This window comes from Klebsiella sp. NPDC088457, from assembly GCF_044900465.1.
In the GTDB taxonomy this organism is placed as follows: domain Bacteria; phylum Pseudomonadota; class Gammaproteobacteria; order Enterobacterales; family Enterobacteriaceae; genus Klebsiella.
The window spans coordinates 1-6078 of the sequence record NZ_JBJDNH010000092.1; the positions used below are offsets into that span (position 1 = coordinate 1).

Annotated in this window: 6 protein-coding genes; all 6 read left to right on the forward strand. The window is 57.4% G+C overall.

The annotated features are described in order from the left end of the window. The first annotated feature begins 423 nt into the window (after positions 1-423). The 6 genes from ACI2JR_RS27725 to ACI2JR_RS27750 are packed head-to-tail and all read left to right on the forward strand — an operon-like array spanning position 424 to position 5830. The gene (locus ACI2JR_RS27725; RefSeq protein WP_462480039.1) at positions 424-1188 is read left to right on the forward strand and encodes an IclR family transcriptional regulator; all 765 of its coding nucleotides are present in this window, start codon (positions 424-426) and stop codon (positions 1186-1188) included. 32 nt (positions 1189-1220) lie between these two features. Further along, the gene (locus tag ACI2JR_RS27730; RefSeq protein ID WP_462480040.1) at positions 1221-2840 is read left to right on the forward strand and encodes an OPT/YSL family transporter; all 1620 of its coding nucleotides are present in this window, start codon (positions 1221-1223) and stop codon (positions 2838-2840) included. Between the two features lie 24 nt (positions 2841-2864). Beyond that, entirely contained in the window at positions 2865-3803 is a 939-nt protein-coding gene (locus ACI2JR_RS27735; RefSeq protein WP_462480041.1) for a DUF1177 domain-containing protein, read from the forward strand. 1 nt (position 3804) lies between these two features. Next, complete coding sequence (locus ACI2JR_RS27740; RefSeq protein ID WP_462480042.1) at positions 3805-4485, forward strand: AroM family protein; 681 nt, start codon at positions 3805-3807, stop codon at positions 4483-4485. Positions 4486-4498: 13 nt separating this feature from the next. Further along, positions 4499-5191 (forward strand): dipeptidase PepE, encoded by a 693-nt coding sequence (gene pepE / locus ACI2JR_RS27745; RefSeq protein WP_462480043.1) that lies wholly within the window; start codon positions 4499-4501, stop codon positions 5189-5191. A gap of 12 nt (positions 5192-5203) precedes the next feature. After that, positions 5204-5830: an aspartate/glutamate racemase family protein gene (locus ACI2JR_RS27750; protein ID WP_462480044.1), complete on the forward strand. Its 627-nt coding sequence runs from the start codon at positions 5204-5206 to the stop codon at positions 5828-5830. The last annotated feature ends 248 nt before the right edge of the window (positions 5831-6078 follow it).

The following is a 6078-nucleotide window of genomic DNA, read 5'->3' on the forward strand; positions in this document are numbered from 1 at the left end:
CGGTTGGTGGTTTGTTTCTTTTTGGCGATTGATCAGATCGCACAATCCGGGCTGAGTTCCCTCAAAGTGATCTACTATTTGGCGCAGCTATTTAGCGTTAAGAGTATCCCGTGGAGTTTTATCTGAATGACGATGAGCAGCCCACTCCATCCAGGATATGCACATTCTTAGATAAAGTTTTTAGCAGCGGTCACATCAACCGGCTTCCGTTAAGGAGGCCGTTTTTTTCCTGTCTGACCATACCACTCCGCTGCACCATTTCATGCCGCCCTACAATTCAATTGCACCAATATGACACCCATTAATAGTGCGCGCGTTTTGACCGTGGATTAAAATTTCATACAAAATCAATGTGATAAAAACTGGTATCGTTTTTGCAGTTCCATTTAATGAAACATTAGTCCCATTTTTTGAGACCTTAATATGTCAATCTTAGAGACCACGGCCAGTATTTTGAAACTGATGGTGAGTCAGCAACGCGCGATCCGCATCAGCGATGTGATTATCCATCTCGGTATGCCGAAAAGCACCGCCTCACGGGTAATGAGCCAGCTGGAATCCTACGGATACCTGGAGAAAGACGACGTCCAGGGTACCTTCCTGCCAGGACCGCTGATCATGTCTGCCTCCCATCTGGTCAGCCGTCAGATAACCCTCAGCGATCACGTTGACGCGGCGCTGCGCAGCCTCTGCGAACGCACCGGGTATACCGGCTATATTTCGATGCTTGATAACCAGGAAATTCTGGTCCTCCGGGTGATCCACGGCCGCCAGGCGCTGTCGGTCGTCACCTGGCCGGGTTCCCGTTCTCCTGCCTGGGGCACCTCTACCGGACGTGCGCTGCTGGCGCGTTTTTCTGATACCCAACTGCATGATTTCTTCGCCAGTCCACTGGTGGCGGCCCAGCTAAACGGCGCCGGTCAGGATGTCAGCATGCTGGTCGCTGCCGTCGCCCGTACCCGTGATGCGGGTTATGCGACGGCAGTAAATGAATCGGTTGCCGAGACTGCATCCGTTAGCTGTGCGGTAGGCGACCCGGCCACTCATGAAGCCGTGGCGTTCTGCCTGTCGTTTCCACAACACCTTGCCACACCTGAAGAGTTGCAACGGATCGCGACGTTATTGAAAGAGACCTCTCTCACTATCGCCGCTAAAACCGGCGACACGCTGGTGAGCGCTCTGCCTTGATTCCCCCCTTTTGTCTATGCCAGGAGAATACCGTGAGTCAGACCGTCCATTCCGAAACCTCATCGGGTCACAACGAAACGCATCCGCGCGCGTTCGCCCCGGCCACGTTATTGCTGTTGCTGGTACTGAGTGTCTTCGGTGCCGTCATCGGCGTTCAGTTGTTAACAACCCTGGGTGTGACCCCCAATACCGCGATTATCGGCGCGATGGCGGCGATGATCATAGCCCGTATCCCGATCCAGTGCTTCGCACGTTTTCGTTCTATCCATGTCCAGAACCTGGCGCAAAGTGCCACCTCCGCAGCAACCTTTGGTGCCGCCAACTCGCTGCTGCTGCCAATCTCCATTCCCTGGCTGTTTGGTCATCAGGAGATGGTTATGCCGATGTTTATCGGCGTAGCGCTGGCGATGCTGCTGGACGCCTGGCTGCTGTACCGCTTATTTAATACCCGTATCTTCCCGGCGGAAGGCGCATGGCCGCCGGGCATCGCTGCGGCAGAGTCGATCAAGGCAGGCGATCAGGGCGGTAAACAGGCAGCCCTGCTCGGCACCGGCATTGTGATTGGTGCGATCGGTTCGTGGTTTAAGTTCCCGATGGCGGCACTCGGCACGGCGTTTATCGGCAATATCTGGGCACTGGGGATGCTGGGTGTCGGATTCCTGCTGCGCGGCTATTCCGAACCGATGTTCGGCCTCGACATTAACAAGATGTATATCCCGCACGGGGTAATGGCCGGAGCGGGCGTGGTCGCGCTGTTCCAGATTATCCGCCTGATCCGTCAGAGCAAGAGCACACCTTCGCTACAGGCCGGTCACGATGAGGCCCTGCCGCTGGCGCAGAACGAGCAGATAGGTAAAACCATCCGTTTCGGCGCAATCGGCTTCGTGGCGATTTCCGTGCTAATTGCCCTGGGCAGCGGCCTGTATGCACATCTGACCCTGGCGTGGCTTATCGGCATTATGATCTACGCCGCATTTGCCGCCTTCCTGCATGAAATGATCGTCGGCCTCGCAGCCATGCACTCCGGCTGGTTCCCGGCCTTTGCGGTGGCGTTAATTACCCTGCTGATCGGTATTTTGATTGGCTTCCCGCCGGAAGCGCTGGCGATGCTGTGCGGCTTCTCTGCCGCCACCGGCCCGGCATTTGCCGATATGGGCTACGACCTGAAAGCGGGCTGGATCCTGCGCGGTAAAGGAGCACATACCCGCTTCGAACTGGAAGGCCGCCGTCAACAGCTGATTGCCTCCATGCTGGCTTTTGTGGTCGCCATGCCTGTGGTGCTATTTATCTTCCGCGATTACTTCTCACAGGGACTGGTGCCACCGGTCGCCAAAGTCTACGTCGCCGCAATTAACGCCGGCGTGTCGCTGGATATCGCCAAATCGCTGCTGATTTGGGCCATTCCCGGCGCGATTATCCAGCTGATTGGTGGTCCCGGTCGTCAAATGGGCGTCCTGCTGGCAACGGGTCTGCTGATTAACAACCCGCTGGCGGGATGGGCGGTGATGATCGGAATCGCCATTCGCGCCATCGTTCTGCGCGTGGGGGGTGAATCGGCACGCAGCAAAATCGAAGTGCTGGCAGCCGGTCTTATCGCCGGTGATGCACTGTTCAGCTTCTTTAATTCCGTCCTCTCCGGCGGCAAAAAATAACGACGCAACATCAGGGAAAACAACATGAGCTTACAACAAACATTACAGGTCTTTGAGTTACTCGACAGCGCCTATGCCAGCGGCGAAAAGGTGAAAAACCTGCTGGCGGAATACGCCGGTCTTGAGGTGAGCGTGACAGAGGTCAGCGGCCCGAAAGGCAGAACGGATTTCGTGAAAATTGTCATTCCGGGTACGCAGGGTAAACGCAGCGGCGGCAGCGCGCCGACCCTAGGGATCGTCGGTCGTCTGGGCGGCATCGGTGCACGTCCGGGACGTATCGGTCTGGTCTCCGATGCCGACGGTGCCGTGGCGGCCATCGCCAGCGCCCTGAAACTGGCGGAAATGCAGCGCCAGGGCGACAGCCTGCCGGGCGATGTGATCGTCACCACCCATATCTGCCCGGATGCGCCAACGCGCCCGCATGAGCCGGTGGATTTTATGGACTCGCCGGTAGACACCGAGGATATGAACGAGCAGGAAGTGTCCGATGAAATGGATGCGGTCCTGTCTATTGATACCACCAAAGGCAACCGCATCATCAACCATAAAGGTTTTGCCCTCTCTCCGACGGTGAAGGAGGGTTATATCCTGCGTGTTTCAGACGATCTCCTGCGGGTCATGGAGATGACCACCGGGCAACTGCCGGTGACCTTCCCAATCACCACCCAGGATATAACGCCGTACGGCAACGGTGTCTACCACATTAACAGCATCCTGCAGCCGTCGATTGCCACCGCGGCTCCTGTCGTAGGCGTGGCGATCACCGCCGTGAGCACCGTTCCCGGCTGCGGCACCGGCGCAAGCCACGAAACGGATATCGCGCTGGCCTGTAAATTCGCGGTGGAAGTAGCAAAAGAGTTTAGCCGCGGCACCTGCCAGTTCTTCGATAAAGCGGAATACCAGCGCCTGCTGGATCTTTACGGTTCGCTGGCACATCTGCAAAAACGACAATCGGGAGTCTGAGATGACGATTCGCAAAATTGGGACCCTGACCATCGGTCAGGCGCCACGCAGCGATATTACCCCTATCCTTGAAGCCGCTCTGCCGCCGCATGTGGAGTGCCTGCATTCCGGGGTACTGGACCGGCTGGATGACGCCGCCATTGCGGCGCGCTTTGCGCCGCAACCGGGCGATGCCCTGCTCACCTCACGCCTGCTGGACGGGCGTGCTGTGGTAATGGGAAAACCGGCGGTCGGTGAGGCGCTGCAACAGAAAATCGACTGGCTGGAGGCAGAAGGTTGCGAGCTTATTGTCATTCTCTGCACCGGCGAATTTCACGGGCTGCATAGTCAGAAATCCTGGCTTGTCGAACCGGATCAGATCCTGCCGCCGACGCTGAATGCGCTCGTCGGCACGCGCCGGTCCGGGATCCTCGTGCCGCTGGAATCCCAGGTCGCCAGCGAACTGGAGAAATGGCGCGACGCGCCGCAGACGCCGGTATTCGCCGTCGCCTCACCGTACACCGCCAACGAAGAGGAGGTCGCCGACGCTGCGCGCTCCCTTGAAGCTCAGGGCGCAGAGGTGATTCTGACCGATTGTATGGGCTATACCACCTGGCATCAGGACATCTGCGCCCAACACGTCGCCATCCCGGTGGTGCTGTCGAATAAGCTGCTAGTCGACTTGTTACGTAATCTGCTGTGACAGGAGAAGAATCATGGATTTATTGTTACTAAGCAACTCCGTTCTGCCCGGAAGCGCGTACCTGGAGTATGCCCTGCCGCTGCTGAAGGCGCAGCTCGGGGAACGCCGAAAGGTGGTATTTATTCCTTTTGCTGGAGTCACACAAGCCTTTGATGCCTATACCGATAAAGTCCGCCAGGCACTGGCCGAACTGGCGCTGGATATTACCGGCATACATACGGTTGATGACGCCCCTGCAGTCATTTCGTCCGCCGATATTGTGATGGTGGGCGGCGGCAATACTTTCAATCTACTGAAACAGTGCCGCGAGCGTGGACTACTCGACCCTATTCGCCAGGCGGTGAAGAATGGCGCGCTGTATGTCGGCTGGAGCGCCGGGGCAAACCTCGCCTGCCCGACCATCCGCACCACCAACGATATGCCGATTGTGGATCCGGGCGGACTGGATGCCCTTAACCTGGTCAAGCTGCAAATCAATCCGCACTTTACCAATGCGCTCCCGACCGGGCATCAGGGCGAGACGCGCGAGCAGCGTATCCGCGAACTGCTTACCGTCGATCCTCAGCTTGAGGTGACGGGTCTGCCGGAAGGCAGCTGGATAACCGTGCGCAACGGCCATGCGCAACTGGGGGGCAGCAAACCCAGCCTGCTGTTTAAAGCGGACCAGCCAGCTATTACGCTTGCTGCCGATCACCAATTTTACTGAAGGAGAGTGCCGATGCTGGGGATTATTCGCGTATTAACCCATGACGATACGCATTTTGTCGAAGAGCACGGGCGTCTGATTCAGCAGGAGTACGGTCTTACGTCCATCAGCCGCTGTATTGCCGACCAGCGAAGCGGAATTTTCGATGCCGACAGCGAAGCTCTGGCGGTGCCGAAGATCCTCACTCTGGGTCGGTCGCTGCAGGCGCAGGGCTGTACCGCCCTATTCCTCAGCTGTGCTGCTGATCCCGGTCTGGCACAGCTGCGTGCCGCCGTCACGGTGCCAGTGATTGCCGCGGGTAGCGCCTGCGCCAGTATCGCCGCGATGCTGAAACGTCCGGTGGCAGTGATGGGGATAGGGTCGGCAGCACCGGCGCCGTTTCGCACCCTTCTCGGTGAAAATGTGCGTTACGCCCGCCCTGAGGGGGTCACTAACACAACGGATTTACTGACCACAGAAGGTCGAGCCAGTGCCCTTGACTGCGCCGACCGGCTTTACGAAGAAGGTGCGGAGATAATTGCCTTTTCCTGCACCGGTTTTTCCACCATCGCGCTGGCAGATATGATTCGCAGCCGACTGAATAAAATCGCGGTCGATGCGGTCAGTGCCTCGGGATTATTTGCCAGCCAGCTGGCATAAAGACATGGTCTGAGGGAATAAAAACCGGTATTGCGGCTTCTACTACAGGGATCGGGTTCCAGCACTTTTTTCTACTGCTTTTTGGGCTTATGAGCGACTGCCGGGGTGGGGTCAGTCCACTGCGGATGCAATGTTCATGGCACCGCTCAGGCACTAAATAGCTGCGCCAAATAGTAGATCACTTTGAGGGAACTCAGCCCGGATTGTGCGATCTGATCAATCGCCAAAAAGAAACAAACCACCAACCG

What these genes read in the sequence shown, in the direction of transcription:
- ACI2JR_RS27725 (WP_462480039.1), top strand. Translation starts at nt 424, where the DNA reads ATGTCAATCTTAGAGACCACGGCCAGTATTTTGAAACTGATGGTGAGT.
- pepE (WP_462480043.1), top strand. Translation starts at nt 4,499, where the DNA reads ATGGATTTATTGTTACTAAGCAACTCCGTTCTGCCCGGAAGCGCGTAC.
- ACI2JR_RS27740 (WP_462480042.1), top strand. Translation starts at nt 3,805, where the DNA reads ATGACGATTCGCAAAATTGGGACCCTGACCATCGGTCAGGCGCCACGC.
- ACI2JR_RS27735 (WP_462480041.1), top strand. Translation starts at nt 2,865, where the DNA reads ATGAGCTTACAACAAACATTACAGGTCTTTGAGTTACTCGACAGCGCC.
- ACI2JR_RS27750 (WP_462480044.1), top strand. Translation starts at nt 5,204, where the DNA reads ATGCTGGGGATTATTCGCGTATTAACCCATGACGATACGCATTTTGTC.